Raw genomic sequence first — 17,654 nt, forward strand, 5'->3', positions numbered from 1 at the left:
TTCCGGGGATGTCCCCTACGCCCGCATTTCGACCGCGCCGATCTGGCTCATCATGCCCAGCACGTCCCAGTGCCACCAGCCTTCCTTGATCTTGCCGTTCTCGAACCGGAAGGTCGTGGTGCCGACCATCTCGACCTTCTTGCCGGAGGGCGCCATGCCCCGCATCTCTCCGGTGTTGGTGCCCGCCCAGCTCCACCGCGTCACCACGCGGTCGTTCTCGGCCACTTGGTCCTCGATGGTGAACTCGAAGTCCGGAAAGGCCTTGCGGTATCCGAGAGCCTCCTCGCGCATGCCGTCGGGGCCGCGGATCCCGGCTTCCTTGTTGCCGACGTCGACGTGGTGGTAGTCGGCCGCGAACAGCTCGTTGAAGCCTTCGGGGTCGTCCCGGCCGACGAGTTCCGTGAAGACGCGACGTGCCGCCGCCTTGTTGAGTTGCTCGTCCCGCACCACGTCGAGGTCCGTGAAGGAGGGTGCCTCGTCGCAGAGCGCGACCAGCTCCTCGAAGATCCGGGTGGTCTCGGGGAGGGCGGAGTTCTTCATCGCCTCCTCGTACGAGGGGAATTCGATGATCTCGACCAGGTGGCCGGCCTGCGAACGGTCCCGACCCACGACCGCGTGCGTCGCCGTCCGCTTACCCTTCGTCGCGTCGGACCAGGTGTCCAAGAGTCGGTTCACGTCGTCGTACCTGCTGGTCTTGCAGTCGATGAGCTGTACGAATGTCATGGCGCCCTCCCGTCACAAAGTGCTGTACATCCCATTTTAGTGGGCTATAACAGGCTTGGCTGGTTCATACCATTCGTGGGGACGGTGACCCGCCGGTACGCCAGACCTGCGCTTTCTTTGTGGGCATCACTACAGAACGGACAAAGGATCTCCAATGGATGGCACGCTGCCAGGGCAGGCGGCCAGCACGCGCCACAGCTCCGTGGCAGCCTGCTCACCCGCGCCCGGCACCACCGCACTGCCCGTCCCGGGAGACCGGCGTCCCCTCACTCCCGGGAAGAGGTCCACGCGCAGATGACCGCCCTCGCTCGCTGGTGCCTGCGCCGCCGTCTTCTCGTCGTACTGCTCTGGGGCGCCCTCCTGGCGGGTGTCGGCACCGCCGCGGGCCTGACCGGCTCCGCCTACTCCAACGACTACGCCGTGCCCGGCACCGAGGCCGGCCGCGCCCAGGAACTGATCAGCGAGGGCTTTCCCGGCCGGGTCGGTGACAGCGACACGGTCGTGTGGCGTACGGGCGGCGACGGCGGAGCGGTCCATGACCGGGTACGGGACCCCGAGGTCAGGGAGCGGATGACCCGGGCGCTGGACGACATCGGCACACTGCCGGGCGTCCGCGCGGTCAGCAGCCCCTACGGCGGCGGCGACGGCCGGACCGACCAGGCGGAGCGCATCAGCCGGGACGGCCGTACGGCCTACGCCACGGTGACCTTCGACGCGCCCGTCGAGGATCTCGACGAGGGCGAGGTACGGGCCGTCGTGGAGACCGCGCAGCGCGCCGGTGGCGACGTGCCCGGCCTGGACGTGGAACTGGGCGGCGCCGGGATCGCCCTCACGCAGGAGAAGGGCGGCCACCTCAGCGAGGCGGTCGGCGTCGCCGTGGCGACGGTCGTGCTCCTGCTCGCCTTCGGCTCCCTCGCGGCGATGCTGCTGCCGCTCATCACCGCGCTGGTCAGCGTGGGCACCGCGACGCTCGGTATCGGTCTGCTCAGCCAGGCGATGACGGTGGCCGACTTCGCGCCGATGCTGGGCACCCTGATCGGCCTCGGCGTCGGCATCGACTACGCGCTCTTCATCGTCACCCGGCACCGGCAAGGCCTCAAAGAGGGCCTGCCGGTCGCGGAGGCGGCGCACCGCGCCGTCGGCTCGGCCGGACGCGCGGTGGTCTTCGCCGGCGTCACGGTGTGCATCGCGCTGCTGGGCATGCTCGTGCTGCGGCTCAGCTTCCTGAACGGGGTCGCGATCGCCGCCTCGCTCACCGTGGTGCTCGCGGTGCTCGCCTCGGTGACGCTGCTGCCGGCGCTGCTCGGCGTGATCGGCATGCGGGCGCTGAGCCGGCGCGAGCGCCAATGGCTGGCGCGGGAGGGGCCCGACCTGCCGCCGGAGCTGAGGGCGGAAGCGACTCCCGTCGGTATGGCCGCGCGCTGGTCGGCCTTCGTGTCCCGGCATCCCAGGCTGCTCGGCGGGTTCGCCGCCGCGGCGATGGTGCTGCTGGCGGTGCCCGTGACCGGGCTCCAACTGGGCACCTCCGACCAGGGCAACGACCCGGCGAAGGCCACCACCCGGCAGGCGTACGACATGCTGGCGGACGGCTTCGGACCCGGCGCGAACGGCCCGCTGACGCTGGTGGGCGAGATCGACGGCGCCGCGGCGAAGCTCGCCTTCCAGGAGCTGCCCGACCGGCTGCGCGGCGTCGAGGGAGTGGCCCGGGTCTCCGGCGGCGAGCTGAACGGCAGCGGCACCACGGGCGTGATCACCGTCGTACCGGACAGCGCGCCGCAGGCGGAACGGACCTCGCGGCTCGTGGAGCGGCTGCGCACCGACGTCCTGCCCCCGGCCACCGAGTCCAGCGGGCTCCAGGTCCGGGTCGGCGGACTGACCGCGGCGTACGACGACTTCGCCGCCGTGATCCTGGGCAAACTGCCGCTCTTCGTGGGAGTCGTGGTCGCGCTGGGGTGTGCGCTGCTGCTGATCGCGTTCCGCAGCATCGGCATCCCGCTGAAGGCCGCGCTGATGAACGTGCTGGCGGTCGCCGCCGCCTCGGGCGTCGTGGTCGCGGTCTTCCAGTGGGGCTGGGGGAGCGGGCTGCTCGGCCTGGGCGGGCCCGGCCCCATCGAGCCCTTCCTCCCCGTGATCATGGTGTCGGTGCTCTTCGGGCTCTCGATGGACTACCAGGTCTTCCTGGTCAGCCGGATGTACGAGGAGTGGCGGCTGACCGGTGACAACCGCCGGGCCGTGCGGGTCGGGCTCGCCGAGACGGGCCGGGTGATCAATTCCGCCGCTGTGATCATGATCGCGGTCTTCGGCGCGTTCGTGCTCAGCGGTGACCGGATCATCGCGATGTTCGGCATCGGGCTCGCGGCGGCTGTCGCCCTGGACGCGTTCGTCCTGCGTACGCTGCTGGTCCCGGCCCTCATGCACCTGCTCGGCGGCGCCAACTGGTGGCTGCCGCGCTGGCTGGACCGGGGACTGCCGCGGATCAGCATCGAGCCGGAGCCCGTACCCGGACCGGTACCGGAATCTCTCCCTGGACCACTGCCGGCCGCGGTGCCGGAACGGGTGGTGGTGGGCGCCGTCGGGACGGTGCCGGCAGCGCGCGCGGAAACTCTCATGGGACTCTCAGAAAAGGCCCCTACGGTGGCGCCCCATGGCTACCGACACGACCAAGACTGAGCAGACCGAAGAGACCGGCACGGGGGCCGGGACCGACGACGCGGTCAAGACCGACAAGAAGACGGACGTCGAGAAGACGACGACCGTCACCACCGCCACCGTCCCGAAGCAGGACAAGGACGCGGACGAGCGGCCGGCAGGCGCCGACGCCGATGGCGCTGATGATGACGACGACATCCTCGTCAGCGTGACCGAGGAGCGGGAGGCGTACCTGAACGGCGGCGGCCGCGGGTGGGCCGCCGGCGCCGCCGCCGTGGTCACCGCCGGGCTCGGGCTGAGCTCGCTCATCGGCACCTCCCTCAGCGAGATGCTGCGCGACCGCATGCAGCTCATCGGCCAGATCGAGAGCAGCGCGCAGCAGCAGGGCGGCGGTGGCGGTGGCGCCGACCAGATCAACGCCCTGTACGGCGCCCCCTGGCACGCGACCGCCCTCGTCAACGGCGTGTTCGCGCTGCTCGCGGTCGTCGTCGGCGGCGCACTGCTGGCGATGGTCACCAAGCAGGCCGAGACCCGCTCCTGGGTCAAGGGAGTCGCACTGGGCGGGGTCATCCTCGGTGTGCTCGGTCTTCTTGTCGCGGGCGGTATGTATCTCGACCTGTTCGCGAGCGCGCCGAAGGTTCCCGCAGCGCCCGCCCCGCCCTCCTGATCACCGGCCACCGATAACGCGACCACCGGCCGAGCCGCCCGCGGTACGGGTCCTGAGGACCCGCGACGGGCGGCTCAGCCGTGTCCGGGACGGGCCTGGGGTGCGCGAGCCGGTGGACTAGGCAGTCGCATCCGGCGGCTAAGGCCCCGCCGGGAGGCAAGACCGGGCAGCTGCCCGATGTGGGGACCCCCCTGGGAGACGACAGTGGACGCAGTACAACAAGCCGTTCCACACACCACCAGGGGAGTCCACGATGCACTACTACGGCCACGAGGCAGGGTTCCTGCGCATCGCCGAAATGCGGCAGAAGGCCGCGGCCGAACGCCGCGCCCGCGAGGCGAGCGAGCGCAGCCACCTCCACCTCGATGACATCGAGCACCCGGTGCGGTGGGCGCGACGGCTCTTCTCCCGAGCCGCGTGAGCCCCGCGCCTGAGCGCGCCGTCGGTTTTCGCGATATGCCGTGGGGGAAAGCACCTGCCGCGATGTCGGTCCCCAGTGCCATGCTGGGTGATGTGTCCAGCCATTCCGCCATCAGCCCCGTCTTCGTCGGCCGCCGTGACGAGCTGACTCAACTCACCGATGCGCTCGCCCGCGCCGACGCGGGCGAGCCGCAGGCGTTGCTGCTGGGCGGCGAGGCCGGGGTCGGCAAGACCCGGCTGCTGGAGGAGTTCCTGTCCGCCGCCCGGAGTGCCGGGGCGACCACCGCCGTCGGCGGCTGTCTCGAACTCGGCGCGGACGGACTGCCGTTCGCTCCCTTCGCCACCGCGCTGCGTGGCCTGCACCGGGCGGTGGGCGACGCGGAACTGGCCGCCGCGGTGGCGGGCCGGGAAGCGGAGCTGGCGCGCCTGCTGCCCGACCTCGCGCCGTCGCCGGGCGGCTCCGGTCGCCCCGGCCGCATCGGTGGGACAGGTGGGACAGGTGGGACAGGGGTCGAGCGGCACGACGAGGAGGACGGCCGCGCCCGGCTCTTCGAGCTGACCGCGCAGCTGCTGGAACGGCTGGCCACCGGCCGTACGGTCGTGCTCGCCCTGGAGGACCTGCACTGGGCCGACCGCTCCACCCGGGAACTGCTCGGCTACCTCTTCCGCTCGGTGGGGACCTCGCGGCTCGTCGTGCTCGCGTCCTACCGTGCCGACGACATCCACCGCCGCCACCCGCTGCGGCCCTTCCTCGCCGAGCTGGACCGGCTGCGCACCGTGCGGCGCATCGAACTGCCCCGGCTCAGCGAGGCCGAGGTGCACGCCCAGATCGCCGGCATCCAGGGCGTGAGCGAGCCCGAGCCCGAGCTGGCACAGACCATCTTCGAACGCTCCGACGGCAACCCCTTCTTCGTCGAGGAACTCACCGTCAACTGCGCCACCTGCGGCATATCCGACTCGCTCCGTGACCTGCTGCTGGTCCGCGTCGAGGCACTTCCGGAGCCCGCGCAGCAGGTGCTGCGGATCGCCGCGGAGGGCGGTTCCGCGGTCGAACACGCGCTGCTCGCCGAAGTGTGCGGGCTCCCCCACGACGAGCTGCTGGACGCACTGCGCGCGGCCGTCGGGGCGAACGTACTGCTCCCCACCGACGACGGCGACGGCTACCGCTTCCGGCACGCCCTGCTGCGCGAGGCCGTCAGCGACGACCTGCTGCCCGGCGAGGGCGCCCGGCTCAACCGCCGCTATGCCGAGGCGCTGGAGGCCCGCCCGGCGCTCGTACGGGCGGAGCAGCGCACGACCCGGCTCGCGCACTACTGGTACCACGGCCGGGATGCCGCCAAGGCGCTTCCCGTGGTGCTGAGCGCCGCGGTCGAGGCAAGGCGGCGGCACGCGTTCGCGGAGCAGCACCAGCTGCTGGAGCGCGCCATCGAGCTGTGGCAGGAGGTCCCGGAAGACGTATGGGCGCGGCTGCGGCCCATCGACGAGGCCGAGGTCTATCCGGGGTGCGCGGGAAGCCCCGGGCGGGACTCCCTGCGCTTCATGGATCTGCTTGCCGAGGCGGTCGTGGCCGCCCGGACCGGTGGTGAGATCGAGCGTGCCCTGGCACTCACCAAGCGCGCGCTGGACCTGCTGGACGAGACCGAGGACCCGTTGCACGCCGCGTGGTTCTGGGTCAAGCGCTCGATGCTGGTGGAGGCGCTGGGGCGCGGCGACGGCTGGGACGAGATCGGCCGGGCGCAGGAGCTGGTACGCGGCCTGCCGCCCTCGGCGGTGCACGCGGACGTGCTGACCAGCGCCGCGGGCTGGGGGATGACGCACCGGCCGGGCGCCGACGCGATGGCCACCGCCGTACGGGCGGTCGAGCTGGCGCGCGTCGTCGGTGCCACCCCGCTGGAGCTGCAGGCGCGCATCACGCTCGGCATCCTGACGGCGGAGTCCGGCGACGTCGAGAACGGCCTGGCCGAGATGCGAGGCGCACGGGAACAGGCCCTGGCGATCGGGGCGTTCGGCGTGGTCGGACGGGCCGACGTCAACATCGCGGTGGAGCTGGAGGCCATGGGCCGCTCCACCGAGGCCGCCGCGGTGGCGGCGCGTGCGGCGGAGTCGGCGGCCGCCCACGGACGTCCGGAGGTGCGCTCCTACGCACTGGGAACCCAGGCCGAGTCGCTGCACGCCATGGGGGAGTGGTCGGAGGCCGCCCGGATCACGGAGCAGGCCGGCGCCAGCGCCCGGTCCGCGGAGACCCGGAGCTGGTCCGCCCTGATGAAGGCCCACCTTCAGCTCGGCCGGGGCGACCTGACCGCTTCTCAGGCCGCACTGCAGGATGCCGGCGAAGCGGTGCCCCGGCGCGCGGCGCCCGCGCACATAGCGGTCCAGCTGCGTCACTGCACGCTGGCACTGGCCGCCGGACGCGGTGACTTCGCGGGCGCGCGGGCGGAGCTGCGGGCGGCGCTCAAGGCCGAGTTCCCGCCGGGCACGCACCGGTACGCGTGGCCGCTGCTGCACGCGGCGGCCGTGCACGAGTCGGCGTTGCGTGGTCTCCCCGCCGCCGACGACGGGCGGGCGGAGCTGCTCGGCGAACTGCGCACGGCGGCGCGGCGCCTCCCGCATCCCACGCCGGTCTGGCAGGCGTACGCGCTGCTGGTCGGTGCGGAACTCGACCGCGCGGAGGGGCGGGCGGCGTCCGCGGCGTGGGCGGAGGCGGCCGTCGCCTTCGAGGCACTGGAGCGCCCGTACCAGCTGGCGCAGGTGCGGCAGCGCTGGGCGGAAACGCTGCTGACGGCGGCTCCTGCCAACGGCAACGGCAACGGCAACGGCAACGGTCCTGGCAACGGTGACGCGGGCCGTGCGGAGGCCCGTACGGGGCGCGAGCAGGCCGCCGAACTGCTCGACGCGGCACACGCGGTGGCGGTGCGGCTGGGTGCGGCGCCGCTGCGGGTGGAGATCGAGCAGCTGGCACTGCGGGCGCGACTGCCGCAGCCCGGCACCGCCGGCGCCGGCGATGGCCGTCGCCCGGGCAACGGCCCGGTCCTGGCGGCTGCCGCGACGGCGGACGCCTTCGGACTCACCCAGCGCGAGCGGGACGTGCTCGGCCTGGTGGCCGCCGGGCGCAGCAACCGGCAGATCGCTGAGCAGCTCTTCATCTCGCCCAAGACCGCGAGCGTGCACGTCTCCAACATCCTGGCGAAGCTGGGAGTGGCCGGGCGCGGCGAGGCGGCCGCCATGGCCCACCGGCTCCGGCTGCTGCCGGAGACGGACGCACCGGCCGCCGCCGGCTGAGATCCCGAGGTCCCGGACCTCCGAGATCCCGGAGCCCGTCAGTCCGGCGGGCCGTCCCCGCCGGGCTCGTCGGGGTCCGTCTCCTCCTCGAGCTTCGGCCGGGCCGGAAGCACCGCGTGCTGCTCCTGGAGAGCGATGACGATCTTGCCCGAGCCGAAGTCCACCGGCCCGCAGCCCGGCTGGTGGCTGCCGTCGACGATGTAGGTGTGCTCCAGCCGGTGCCGCTCCTGCTCAGCGTGCTGCTGACTGGGAAGGAAAATATTGCCCGCTATGTCCATTCGTGACTCCCGTCCCCGTCCCTCGGTTCAGGTCACCTTCAGTTTCAGGATACGGTCGTCGCCCTTTTCCGGGGTGCCGCGTGTGTCCGTCTCGTTCGTGACGAGCCACAGCCCGTCGCGGCCGTCGGAGACGACCGTGCGCAGCCGTCCGTACCGGCCTTCGAGGAACGCCTGCGGATCGGCGGCCGGCTTCGCACCCCGCAGCGGGATCCGCCACAACCGCTCGCCGCGCAGGCCCGCCATCCACACCGAACCCTTGGCCACGGCCAGCCCGCTCGGCGAGGCGTCGGCGGGCTTCCACTGCTCGACCGGGTCGACGAGCCCGGCTTTGCCGCCCTTGCCCTCGGCTTCCGGCCAGCCGTAGTTCTTGCCGGGCCGGATGAGATTCAGCTCGTCCCAGGTGTTCTGCCCGAACTCCGATGCCCACAGCCGCTTGTCGTCGTCCCAGTCCAGTCCCTGCACGTTGCGGTGACCGTAGGAGTAGAAGACCGAGTCGGACTCCGGGTTGCCCTGGCCCGGCGGCTCACCGTCCGGTGTCATACGCAGGATCTTGCCGCCCAGCGAGTCCTTGTCCTGGGCGAGTCCGCCCTCGCCCGACTCGCCGGTGCCCGCGTAGAGCATCTTGTCGGGGCCGAAGGCGATCCGGCCGCCGTTGTGGACCTCCCCCTTGGGGATGCCCTTGAAGACGGTGTCCGGGGCCCCGAGCTGATCACCGGCCGGCTTCTTGTCGTCGTAGAGCATCCGCACGATGCGGTTGTCGGACTCGGTGGTGAGATAGGCGTAGACCATCCTGGCGTCGTCACGCGGTACCGCGATGCCCAGCAGGCCGCTCTCGCCGCTGGCCGAGACGCCGGGCACCGTGCCGAGTTCGGTCTTCTTGCCGTCGCGCCCGTCGATCCGGAAGATCTTGCCGCTGTCGCGGGTGGAGACCAGCAGGTCGCCGCCCGGCAGCGGGGCCAGGCCCCAGGGAGCCTCGAGGCCGGTCGTGATCGTGCGCTGCACCGTGACGGAACCTTTGGCGGGTGCCGCCGGGCCGGTCTCCTCGCCCGGCGAGGGCGTGGCTGAGCCGGAGCGGGAGCGCTCCTTCTCCGGTGTTCCGGAATCCTCGGACGAGCAGCCCGTGACAAGCACGGCCGGCAGTGCCAGGGCCGCGAAGCCGGCCGCGGCAGCACGTACGGACGGCAGATAACGGCTACGCACGATCAGCGCCTCCCGGTGGTGTGCACTCCCGTCACACTGTGATCGGTTCGCTCAGCACACCACATCCGTATCCCCGCTCGGGGGTAAGCGCGGATACGCGCCTACTCCCACGAGCCCAGTGCGGGCGGCAGCGCGCCCAGCTCCGCCATGTCCGCCGCCGTCAGCACCAGTCCGGCCGCGTCCCCGTTCTCCGCCGCCCACCGCTCCTTCTTGGTGCCCGGAACCGGAATCACCTGCGGACCCTGCGCCAGCAGCCAGGCCAGCGCCACCTGGGCGGGCGTCGCGGCGCCGTGCCGCCGCGCGACCCGGCGCAGACCCGCCACGACCGGCTGGTTGGCGGCCATCATCTCCGCCGTGAAGCGCGGGTGCCGGGCGCGTACGTCGTCCGGCTCGAATCCGCCGCCGGTGGTCAGCGTCCCGCTCAAGTAGCCGTTGCCCAGCGGCATCGCGGCCAGCAGCCCGACGCCGTGCGCCGAGCACCACGGCAGCAGCGTCTCCAGCGCCTCCCGTGACCAGACCGACAGTTCGGCCTGCACCCCGCTCACCGGGAAGACGTGCTGCACCCGCTCCAGCTGCCGGATCGTCACCTCGTGTATGCCCGAGCCCGTACCCGCGCCGCGGCCGCGGTGGTCGGCGCGTGCGCCCACCGCGCAGAAGCCCAGGGCGCGCACCTTGCCCGCCGTGACCAGCTCGGCCATGGCGCCCCAGGTCTCCTCGACCGGCACCTCGGGGTCGGCGCGGTGCAGCTGGTACAGGTCGATCACCTCGGTCTGCAGCCGCCGCAGCGACGCGTCACAGGCCCGTTTCACGTAGCCGGGGCGGCCGTTGGCGACGAGGTGCTGCTCGCCCACCAGCAGCCCGCACTTGGTCGAGACGAACGCCTCGTGGCGGCGCTTCTTGAGCGCCCGCCCGACCAGCAGCTCATTGGTGAAGGGCCCGTACATGTCGGCGGTGTCGAGCAGCGTCATGCCGCGGTCGAGGGCGGCGTGGACCGTGCGCAGGGACTCCTCGCCGTCCTGCTGCGACGTGGAGTACGCCCATGTCATCGGCATGCAGCCGAGACCGACCGCACCCACTTCCAGTGCTGCCGCACCGATCGTCCTGGACTCCACCTGGCCGACTCCCCTCTGCCGCCACCCAAACTAACGGTTGCCGGTGACTGTCCCGGGGAGCCCCGTCCGAGCCCGGCCCGCTCCGGACGAAGGAATCAAGGAATTAGGGTCTGGCCATGGCCACCGCACCGAGTTCCGAAGCCACCGACGTGTGGCTGCCCATTCCGCCCGCGCAGATCGACGGGCTGCCCGACGCCTTCACCTACCACTTCTGGGACGGCGAGGAGGAGTTCCCCGCCGACCCGGCCCGCTGCGGCTTCTACGTCGTGCCGTACATGAAGGGCCCGGTCGTGGCCGTACGCCCGCTGGCGGACATGCCACGGCTGCGGGTGGTGCAGACCCTCACCGCCGGGATCGACCACGTCGCCCCCGCCGTTCCGCGCCTGCCCGCCGGCACCCTGCTGTGCAACGCGCGCGGCGTGCACGACGCCTCCACCGCCGAACTGGCCCTCACCCTCACCCTGGCCGCGCTGCGGCAGGTCCCGACGTTCGTGCGCGCACAGGACGCCGAGGAGTGGCGGCCCGGCCTGTACGAGGCGCTCGCCGACAAGTCGGTCCTCATCGTCGGCTACGGAGCGATCGGTTCGGCCGTCGAGGAGCGGCTCGTGCCCTTCGAGGTCGCGGATGTGCTGCGCGTGGCCCGTACCACCCGCGACGCCGCGCGCGGGCCGGTGCACGCGTTCACGCGTCTCCCCGAACTGCTGCCGCGCGCCGACGTGGTGATCCTGTGCACCCCGCTCACCGAGGAGACCCAGGGCCTGGCGGGCGCCGGCTTCCTGTCCCGGATGAAGGACGGGGCGCTGCTGGTCAACGTCGCACGCGGGGGAGTGGTGGACACCAAGTCGCTGCTGCCGGAACTGGAGTCGGGGCGGCTGCGGGCCGCGCTCGATGTCACGGACCCCGAGCCGTTGCCCCCGGGGCACCCCCTGTGGTCCGCACCCGGCACGCTCATCACCCCGCACGTCGGCGGCCCCTCGTCCGCGTTCCTGCCGCGCGCCAAACGGCTGTTGCGCGATCAGCTGAATCGCTGGGCGGCCGGTGAGCCGCTGGAGCACACGGTGGCGGTGGCGGGGTGACCGAAAGGCCTCCGAGGGGCTCAGAAACCACGCTACGGAGGCGTATGAATGCTCCCTGTGCGCACAAAGCCGCAGGTCGTCACGTTCTGTATCGGTACTATGTCCCTCTGTGACTGTTCTGGTGTATCGTCCGAGAGGGGGGCGAACCCGGACACGAGGGGGGCGACGGGCGAATGCACGGGCAAGGGACGAACTGCCGGTGGGTACAGCACCGATGGACACGGCATCGATTGACGCTGTGCCGATTGACCGCATGCCGGGGCCCGGTCCCGCTGAAGGGGCGCCGGACCTCCGGCCGGCCGGTGTGCGAGTACGGCAGAGGTGGAAAGCGCAGGTACGAGAAGCCCCCGTCTCCGAGGGGTGCGCGATGACCGCGGACACCGCGGCTCCCGAGCGGGGTCGCCTTCAGAGTGCTCGGTTCCGTCCCGACGACCGGACCGGCAGACGGATAAGCGTGTTGCCGCAGTTGATGCTCGCCGCCCTCTGCGGCGCGTACGCGATCGGGGCCGCCGCGGGCTGGGGATCCGAGCAGCTGGCCCTGTTCATGGGCGACTTCGGGCTGAGCGGCGCCGGACTGCTCGCCGCCGCCTCCTGCTTCTGGTACGCGCACTCCCATCGCGGCACCCAACTCGCGCCCGCCTGGCTGCTGTTCGGCCTCTCGTCGCTCATGACGGCGGCCGGGAACGGCGTCTGGGGGTGGTACGAGATCGTGCTGCACGAGCCCCTGCCCAGCCCGTCCGTCGCCGACTTCTGCTTCCTGCTCTTCGCGCCGCCCGCCATCGTCGGCGTGCTGGTGCTGGCCAAGCGGCCCACCAGCAGGGCCGGCTGGGTCTGTCTCGGACTGGACTCGTGGCTGATCGGCGGCTCGCTGCTCACCCTCTCCTGGTCGCTCGCGCTCACCCACACCGAGTACTGGCAGGGCGGCTCGGTGACGCGTGCCGCGCTCAGCCTCGCCTATCCACTGCTGGACATCGTGCTCGTGAGCATGGTGCTCGCGCTGCACTTCAAGCGCTCGGCACCGGACCGTTCGGCGGTCAACACCGCGATCGGCGCGCTGGCCCTGACCGTGCTGTGCGACGCGTTGTTCACGTCTCCGCTGCTCCGCGAGCATTACAGCTCAGGGCAGTTGCTGGACGCGGGCTGGTTCGCGGGCTCGCTGCTGCTGGCGTACGCGCCGTGGGTCGGCAACGGTGCGGCCCGCCCGGCAGCCGGACCGGCCGACCGTCCCAACGGCCGGGCGGCCGACGCCGCCGATCAGGCTGCCGATCACGCCTCCGATCACCAGACGGAGTGGCCGACCGAGCAGACCAGCCGCCGGTTCGCGGTGTCTCTGACCGCGCTCACGCCGTATCTGGCGGCCGCCGTCTGCACGTTGGGAATCCTCTACAACGCCGTCGCCGGCCGTGAGATCGACCGTGTGGTGCTCTTCATCGCCGGCACGGTCGTGCTCGTCCTGGTCGTGCGGCAGGGCATCATGCTGCTGGACAACATCACGCTGACCCAGGAGCTGTCGCAGAAGGAGAAGCACTTCCGTTCCCTGGTGCAGGGTTCCAGCGACGTCATCATGATCGCTTCCTCCACGGGAGCGCTGCGCTATGTCTCGCCCGCCGCCGCGGGGGTCTACGGACGGGACGGCGACGCACTCGTGGGTTCCGAACTGGCCGCTCTCATCCACCCCGAGGACCTCGCCCTCGTCCTGCACGAGCTGCGCCGCTTCCTCGCCGCGTCGCCGCAGCAGGAGCCCTCGACCCGGATCGAGTGCCGCTTCCGGCACGGGGCGGGCCACTGGCTCAATGTCGAGTCGACGGTCAACCGCTACCGCAGCGGCCTCATCTTCAACAGCCGGGACGTGACCGAACGGGTCCGGTTGCAGGCCCAGTTGCAGCACAACGCCTCGCACGACTCGCTGACCGATCTGCCCAACCGTGCGCTCTTCACCGAACGGGTGCGGAAGGCACTGGCCGGCCGCCGAGGCGGCGACAGCGAGCACGCGGTGCTCTTCATCGACCTCGACGGCTTCAAGGCGGTGAACGACAGCGTCGGCCATCAGGCGGGCGACGAACTGCTCGTGGCCGCGGCCCGCCGGCTTCAGGATTCGGTACGTGCGGGAGACACCGCCGCCCGGCTGGGCGGTGACGAATTCGCCGTGCTGATCCTCGGGGACGGCAACCCGAGCACACACGCGGATGTGGAGCGCGAGCTGCGCATCCACGAGATCGCCGACCGGCTCCGGATGACCCTTTCCGAGCCGTACCACGTGGAGGACACGGACGTCCGCGTCGCCGCGTCGATCGGCATCGCCTTCGCCGAGCCCGGCATCTCTCCCACCACCCTGATGCGCAACGCCGACCTGGCGATGTACCGCGCGAAGCAGGCGGGCAAGGCGCGGGTCGAGCTCTACGAGCCGCACCTGCAGGGGGAGATGCGGCCGGGTGCCGTCGGGGCGGCGGCAACGGCGGGCCCGCCGCGCGCGGCGCTCCAGGACGGCGAGTTCGCGCTGTTGCACCAGCCCGTCGTCGAGCTCACCAGCGGCAAGGTGTCCGCCGTCGCGGCCCAGCCCCGCTGGCGCTCCTCGCAGGGAAACCTCTTCACCCCGGCCGACGTCCTGGGTGCCGACGCCCGCGCCGGCGTCGGAGGCGGGCAGGCGGCAGCCTCCGACGTGAGCGGCTGGTCGCTGGAGGAGGCCGTCCGGGCGGCGGCGGCACGGCATCTCGCCGGGTTTCCGGCACCCGTGTCCGTACGGCTGCCCGCGCGCCGTCTGAGCGACCGGTCGCTCAGCCCCAGCAGCATGGAGAGCCTGCTCCACCGGCACGAGCTGCCCTCCGGGTCGCTGATCCTGGAGCTGACCGGCAGTGACACCCGGGACGGTCTGGACGAGCTGGAGCTGCGGCTGAGCGCGCTGCGCCGCCTCGGCCTGAGCGTGGCGCTGGAGGGGTTCGGCAGCGGCCCGCTCGCCCTCTCCGCGCTGCGGCGACTGCCCGTGGACATCCTGCGCCTCGACCGCGGTCTGGTCGACGGTGTGGTGGAATCCGCGCGCCTTCGCAAGATCACCGCGGGCCTGCTGCGCATCGCCGACGACCTCGGGCTGACCTCGGTGGCCGAGGGCGTCGACCTGCCCGAGCAGGTCGTCAGTCTGCGGGAGCTGGGGTGCACGCATGGGCAGGGCGCGTTCTTCTCCGGGCCGCTCGACGAGCACCGGTTACGTCACACGTTGGCCGGCGGGCCGTATCCGGTGCCGGAGACTCCCCTCGCGGGCCGTCCCCAGGCGCGGGGCCGTCCGAACGGCATGACGGGCGGGATGAGCGGTGTGAGCGGCATGACGCCCACGACCGGCGGCAGAGCGGGCGGCATCGGCGGTGCGGCCGGGTCGGTCCGTACGGGCGAGGAGCAGCGCCGGGGCAGTCGTACGGTCGTGGTCGCCGGAGTCCTGCCGGTGCGGCGGCAGGAGCGTCGCGAGGCACTGCCTCCATGGCTGGCGACGGGCGGGGTGCTGGAAGGGGCGGAGCCCGGAGCCCACCCTCCGCCCCCGTGTTCGCATGCTGAGACGGCCGTCCCACCTACTTGACACGGAAAGCGTGACGGAGAGAGGGTCTGTGTCATGCGCACCCGAATTCTCGTACTTGGAAAGCGCGTCGGCTGACCGGGTCACTCTCCACGACCCCACGACCATCAGCGGCGCGCTCCCCTCGCTTGCCTCACGGCACGAGGGGTTTTTTGTTGCACCAGCACCGGCGCACAAGCACCGCAGCACAGCACCAACAGCACAAAACGAGCGTCAACCCTCACTCTCCGAGAAGAGATCACCGATGACCGAGCAGGCCACCGGGGCCCCGAAACCGCAGCCGCGGGCCCGTAACGGCGGACAGCATCAGGCGGCGCCAGTCGAGATGACGGGCGCCCAGTCCCTCATCCGCTCTCTCGAGGAGGTCGGCGCCGACACCGTATTCGGCATTCCGGGCGGGGCGATCCTTCCGGCGTACGACCCGATGATGGACTCCGCCCGGGTCCGCCACGTGCTGGTGCGGCACGAGCAGGGCGCCGGTCACGCCGCCACCGGGTACGCGCAGGTCACCGGCAAGGTCGGCGTCTGCATGGCCACGTCCGGCCCCGGTGCCACCAACCTGGTCACCCCCCTTGCCGACGCCCACATGGACTCCGTGCCGATGGTCGCCATCACCGGCCAGGTCGCGTCCGGCTCGATCGGCACCGACGCCTTCCAGGAAGCCGACATCTGCGGCATCTCGATGCCCGTCACCAAGCACAACTTCCTGGTCACGGACCCCGCCGAGATCCCGCGCACGATCGCCGAGGCGTTCCACATCGCCTCGACGGGGCGGCCGGGCCCGGTCGTGGTCGACATCGCCAAGGACGCCCTGCAGCGCCGGACGACGTTCAGCTGGCCGCCCGTCACCGATCTGCCCGGCTACCGTCCGGTGACCAAGCCGCACGCCAAGCAGATCCGTGAGGCCGCCAGGCTCATCTCCGAGTCGCGCCGCCCGGTGCTCTACGTCGGCGGCGGCGTCATGAAGGCGCAGGCCACCGGAGAGCTGAAGGTGCTGGCCGAGCTGACCAACGCGCCGGTGACCACCACCCTGATGGGCATCGGTTCCTTTCCCGACAGCCACCCCCAGCACCTGGGCATGCCCGGCATGCACGGCAGCGTCGCCGCCGTCACCGCTCTGCAGAAGGCCGACCTGATCGTCGCGCTCGGCGCCCGCTTCGACGACCGGGTGACCGGCAAGCTCGACTCCTTCGCCCCGTACGCCAAGATCGTGCACGCCGACATCGACCCGGCCGAGATCGGCAAGAACCGCACCGCCGACGTCCCCATCGTCGGCGACGCCCGCGAGGTCATCGCCGACCTGATCGTCGCCGTCCAGGCGGAGCTGGGGACGGCGGCCGGGACGGCCGGGACCGCTGACGCGGCCGGCGCCGGTGAGGCCGCACGCGCCGGCTACCCGGACTGGTGGGAGCAGCTGAACCGGTGGCGGGACACCTATCCGCTCGGCTACGACCTGCCCGAGGACGGTTCGCTCTCCCCGCAGCAGGTCATCCAGCGCATCGGTGAACTGGCACCGGCCGACACCGTCTACGCGGCGGGGGTGGGCCAGCACCAGATGTGGGCGGCGCACTTCATCAAGTACGAGCGGCCCGCCAGCTGGCTCAACTCCGGCGGCCTGGGCACGATGGGCTACGCCGTCCCGGCGGCTCTCGGGGCCAAGGTCGGGGAGCCCGGCCGTACGGTGTGGGCCATCGACGGCGACGGCTGCTTCCAGATGACCAACCAGGAGCTGGCCACCGCCGCGCTGAACAACGTGCCGATCAAGGTCGCGATCATCAACAACGGCGCCCTCGGGATGGTCCGCCAGTGGCAGACGCTCTTCTACAACCAGCGCTACTCCAACACCAAGCTGCACATCGGTCCCGGCGGTGACGCCCAGCAGCCCAACAAGGGCACCCGCTGCCCGGACTTCGTGAAGCTCGCGGAGGCCATGGGCTGCGTCGGCATCCGCTGCGAGGACCCCGACGAGCTGGACGCCGTGATCGAGAAGGCCAACGCCATCAACGACCGTCCGGTCGTCGTCGACTTCATCGTCCACGAGGACGCGATGGTCTGGCCGATGGTCGCGGCAGGCACCTCCAACGACGAGGTCATGGCGGCGCGCGGCGTCCGTCCCGACTTCGGTGACAGCGACGACTGAGGCTCGGGAGATGGAACGACAGATGTCCAAGCACACGCTCTCCGTCCTGGTGGAGAACACCCCCGGCATCCTCGCCCGGATCGCCTCGCTCTTCTCCCGCCGCGGTTTCAACATCGACTCGCTCGCCGTCGGCGTCACCGAGCACCCCGAGATCTCCCGCATCACCATCGTGGTGAACGTGGAGGACCTGCCGCTGGAGCAGGTGACCAAGCAGCTGAACAAACTGGTCAACGTACTCAAGATCGTTGAGCTGGACCCGGCTTCGGCCGTTCAGCGTGAACTCGTTCTGGTGAAGGTCCGTGCCGACAACGAGACCCGCTCCCAGATCGTCGAGATCGTCTCGCTCTTCCGCGCCAAGACCGTGGACGTCTCGCCGGAGGCCGTCACCATCGAAGCCACCGGCGGCAGCGACAAGCTCGACGCCATGCTCAAGATGCTGGAGCCGTACGGCATCAAGGAGCTGGTGCAGTCAGGGACCATCGCCGTAGGGCGCGGCGCCCGCTCCATCACCGACCGGAGCCTGCGCGCACTCGACCGGTCCGCCTGAG

12 protein-coding genes are annotated in these 17,654 nt (G+C 71.6%); 8 read left to right on the plus strand and 4 right to left on the minus strand.

Annotation, left to right across the window (positions count from 1 at the left end; translation table 11 throughout):
• Positions 1-15: 15 nt before the first annotated feature.
• On the minus strand, positions 16-723 hold the full coding sequence (locus tag ACRDP3_RS14880; protein WP_431517412.1) for an ester cyclase: 708 nt from the start codon (positions 721-723) through the stop codon (positions 16-18).
• A gap of 294 nt (positions 724-1,017) precedes the next feature.
• On the opposite strand from ACRDP3_RS14880, the gene ACRDP3_RS14885 reads away from it, so the two are divergent.
• The 4 genes from ACRDP3_RS14885 (at position 1,018) to ACRDP3_RS14900 (ending at position 7,738) form a co-directional block, all read left to right on the plus strand.
• Positions 1,018-3,393 carry an MMPL family transporter gene (locus ACRDP3_RS14885; protein ID WP_431517413.1) on the plus strand — a complete coding sequence of 792 codons (2,376 nt, stop codon included), beginning with the start codon at positions 1,018-1,020 and terminating at the stop codon, positions 3,391-3,393.
• On the plus strand, positions 3,368-4,039 hold the full coding sequence (locus ACRDP3_RS14890) for a hypothetical protein (RefSeq protein ID WP_431517414.1): 672 nt from the start codon (positions 3,368-3,370) through the stop codon (positions 4,037-4,039). Before ACRDP3_RS14885 ends, ACRDP3_RS14890 begins: the two co-directional genes overlap by 26 nt.
• Positions 4,040-4,292: 253 nt before the next feature.
• Positions 4,293-4,460: a hypothetical protein gene (locus tag ACRDP3_RS14895; RefSeq protein WP_431517415.1), complete on the plus strand. Its 168-nt coding sequence runs from the start codon at positions 4,293-4,295 to the stop codon at positions 4,458-4,460.
• An 80-nt stretch (positions 4,461-4,540) separates the two neighbouring features.
• Entirely contained in the window at positions 4,541-7,738 is a 3,198-nt protein-coding gene (locus ACRDP3_RS14900; protein ID WP_431517421.1) for a helix-turn-helix transcriptional regulator, read from the plus strand.
• Between the two features lie 38 nt (positions 7,739-7,776).
• Here ACRDP3_RS14900 and ACRDP3_RS14905 read toward each other — a convergent pair whose 3' ends face one another.
• From ACRDP3_RS14905 to ACRDP3_RS14915, 3 genes are all read right to left on the minus strand, one after another.
• The gene (locus ACRDP3_RS14905; protein ID WP_431517416.1) at positions 7,777-8,016 is read right to left on the minus strand and encodes a DUF6191 domain-containing protein; all 240 of its coding nucleotides are present in this window, start codon (positions 8,014-8,016) and stop codon (positions 7,777-7,779) included.
• Between the two features lie 27 nt (positions 8,017-8,043).
• Positions 8,044-9,219, minus strand: a complete 1,176-nt coding sequence (locus ACRDP3_RS14910) for a PQQ-dependent sugar dehydrogenase (RefSeq protein ID WP_431517422.1) — start codon at positions 9,217-9,219, stop codon at positions 8,044-8,046.
• Positions 9,220-9,317: 98 nt separating this feature from the next.
• The gene (locus ACRDP3_RS14915) at positions 9,318-10,328 is read right to left on the minus strand and encodes an aldo/keto reductase (protein WP_431517417.1); all 1,011 of its coding nucleotides are present in this window, start codon (positions 10,326-10,328) and stop codon (positions 9,318-9,320) included.
• A 116-nt stretch (positions 10,329-10,444) separates the two neighbouring features.
• On the opposite strand from ACRDP3_RS14915, the gene ACRDP3_RS14920 reads away from it, so the two are divergent.
• The 4 genes from ACRDP3_RS14920 (at position 10,445) to ilvN (ending at position 17,653) form a co-directional block, all read left to right on the plus strand.
• Positions 10,445-11,404: a 2-hydroxyacid dehydrogenase gene (locus ACRDP3_RS14920; RefSeq protein WP_431517418.1), complete on the plus strand. Its 960-nt coding sequence runs from the start codon at positions 10,445-10,447 to the stop codon at positions 11,402-11,404.
• A 367-nt stretch (positions 11,405-11,771) separates the two neighbouring features.
• On the plus strand, positions 11,772-14,969 hold the full coding sequence (locus tag ACRDP3_RS14925) for a putative bifunctional diguanylate cyclase/phosphodiesterase (protein WP_431517419.1): 3,198 nt from the start codon (positions 11,772-11,774) through the stop codon (positions 14,967-14,969).
• Between the two features lie 241 nt (positions 14,970-15,210).
• Positions 15,211-17,106, plus strand: coding sequence for an acetolactate synthase large subunit (locus tag ACRDP3_RS14930; protein WP_431517420.1), 1,896 nt, complete (start codon positions 15,211-15,213; stop codon positions 17,104-17,106).
• A gap of 22 nt (positions 17,107-17,128) precedes the next feature.
• Entirely contained in the window at positions 17,129-17,653 is a 525-nt protein-coding gene (gene ilvN, locus ACRDP3_RS14935; protein ID WP_181767195.1) for an acetolactate synthase small subunit, read from the plus strand.
• The last annotated feature ends 1 nt before the right edge of the window (position 17,654 follow it).

It is taken from the genome of Streptomyces sp., assembly GCF_050698815.1.
GTDB lineage: Bacteria > Actinomycetota > Actinomycetes > Streptomycetales > Streptomycetaceae > Streptomyces.

Excerpts from the sequence above, each read along its gene's own strand:
- ACRDP3_RS14880 (WP_431517412.1), bottom strand. The coding sequence starts at position 723 with ATGACATTCGTACAGCTCATCGACTGCAAGACCAGCAGGTACGACGAC.
- ACRDP3_RS14885 (WP_431517413.1), top strand. The coding sequence starts at position 1,018 with ATGACCGCCCTCGCTCGCTGGTGCCTGCGCCGCCGTCTTCTCGTCGTA.
- ACRDP3_RS14890 (WP_431517414.1), top strand. The coding sequence starts at position 3,368 with ATGGCTACCGACACGACCAAGACTGAGCAGACCGAAGAGACCGGCACG.
- ACRDP3_RS14895 (WP_431517415.1), top strand. The coding sequence starts at position 4,293 with ATGCACTACTACGGCCACGAGGCAGGGTTCCTGCGCATCGCCGAAATG.
- ACRDP3_RS14900 (WP_431517421.1), top strand. The coding sequence starts at position 4,541 with ATGCTGGGTGATGTGTCCAGCCATTCCGCCATCAGCCCCGTCTTCGTC.
- ACRDP3_RS14905 (WP_431517416.1), bottom strand. The coding sequence starts at position 8,016 with ATGGACATAGCGGGCAATATTTTCCTTCCCAGTCAGCAGCACGCTGAG.
- ACRDP3_RS14920 (WP_431517418.1), top strand. The coding sequence starts at position 10,445 with ATGGCCACCGCACCGAGTTCCGAAGCCACCGACGTGTGGCTGCCCATT.
- ACRDP3_RS14925 (WP_431517419.1), top strand. The coding sequence starts at position 11,772 with ATGACCGCGGACACCGCGGCTCCCGAGCGGGGTCGCCTTCAGAGTGCT.
- ACRDP3_RS14930 (WP_431517420.1), top strand. The coding sequence starts at position 15,211 with ATGACCGAGCAGGCCACCGGGGCCCCGAAACCGCAGCCGCGGGCCCGT.
- ilvN (WP_181767195.1), top strand. The coding sequence starts at position 17,129 with ATGTCCAAGCACACGCTCTCCGTCCTGGTGGAGAACACCCCCGGCATC.